This window comes from Loigolactobacillus backii, assembly GCF_003946275.1.
Classification (GTDB): Bacteria; Bacillota; Bacilli; order Lactobacillales; family Lactobacillaceae; genus Loigolactobacillus; species Loigolactobacillus backii.
On sequence record NZ_RHNQ01000136.1, the window covers coordinates 1 to 1,370 of the forward strand.

At 36.5% G+C, this 1,370-nt stretch carries 1 protein-coding gene; it reads left to right on the forward strand.

The genetic code is table 11. The features are described from left to right. The first annotated feature begins 130 nt into the window (after positions 1–130). Positions 131–1,309 (forward strand): IS256 family transposase, encoded by a 1,179-nt coding sequence (locus EKM61_RS11900; protein ID WP_068222488.1) that lies wholly within the window; start codon positions 131–133, stop codon positions 1,307–1,309. Positions 1,310–1,370: the final 61 nt, after the last annotated feature.

Here is a 1,370-nt window from a genome sequence, read left to right on the forward strand (position 1 = left end):
GAGACTGTAAAATAGTTTGTGTAAGGATGAATGATTCCTTAAATTAATTTTCAAAAACATTAGAAAAAGGAGTTCCTTTCTCGTATGATTGGTTTGAACAAAAAACACATACAGAAAGAAGAACTCCTTCATGAATGATTTTACCAAAAATATGGCTCAAGCTCTATTCAATCAAGACAAAATAAACGATTTATTGCGCAAAGAACTCCAGCAAGCAGTTAATGACTTGTTAGAAGCTGAATTAACTGCCTTTTTAGGTTATGATCCTTATGCAAGAGACGGCTGGAATACTGGTAATTCTAGAAATGGCGCGTATTTCCGTAAAATTGATACCCAGTTTGGATCAATTGAAATCCAGGTGCCACGAGATCGCAATGGTATGTTTCATCAACACACTCTGCCAGACTATAAACAACATACTGATCTCTTAGAAGATATGGTTATAAAGCTTTATTCTAAAGGTGTAACCACTAGAGAAATAGCTAATTTGATCGAAAAAATGTATGGCAGCCATTATAGTCCCGCTCAAGTGTCTAATATCTCTAAGCAAATGATTCCTAAAGTTGAGGCTTATCACAAGCATAAACTGAGCGATAAGTTCTTTTGTGTTTATCTTGATGCAACGTATATACCGTTGCGTCGAGAAACTTTTGAACGAGAAGCAGTATATATTGCCATTGGTATCAAGCCCAACGGTCACAAAGAAGTGATCGATTATTGCATAGCTCCTAGCGAAAATATCGAAGTCTGGACGGAGTTGCTTCAAAATATGAAAAGCAGAGGCCTTAAACAAGTTGAATTATTTTTATCAGATGGTGTTGTGGGTATGAAAACTGCACTAATGCAAACTTATCCTAAAGCTCACTTCCAGCGCTGTTTGGTTCACGTCATGCGTAATATCTGCGCTAAAGTACGTGTAGAAGACCGTGAGGCAATTATGAACGAATTCAAGCAGATTCACCAGCAAGCCAATAAAGCAGCTGCTGTTGATGTATTGCATGCCTTCTATGCCAAATGGGACAAGAGTTATAATCATGTCATAAGAAACCTGAAAGACATCGAGCCGGACCTGCTAGTTTTTTATAACTATCCGAAACAGATCAGAAGTTCAATCTATTCAACTAACATGATTGAATCCTTTAATAATGTTGTTAAGCGCAAAGCCAAACCTAAAGCAGAGTTTCCAACTGAACAGTCGCTTGATACTTTTATTGGAATACAAGCAATGAGCTACAATGATCGATATTTCAAGCGAATCCACAAAGGCTTTGGTCAGGTTCAGAACACCTTAGAATCTTACTTTGATTAAATAAAGAATAAAAAATCAATCTATGAGAAAGATCTATTTACACAAAAGATTTGACAGTTTC

Coding starts and splice junctions, on each gene's coding strand:
- EKM61_RS11900 (WP_068222488.1), top strand. CDS start 131: ATGAATGATTTTACCAAAAATATGGCTCAAGCTCTATTCAATCAAGAC.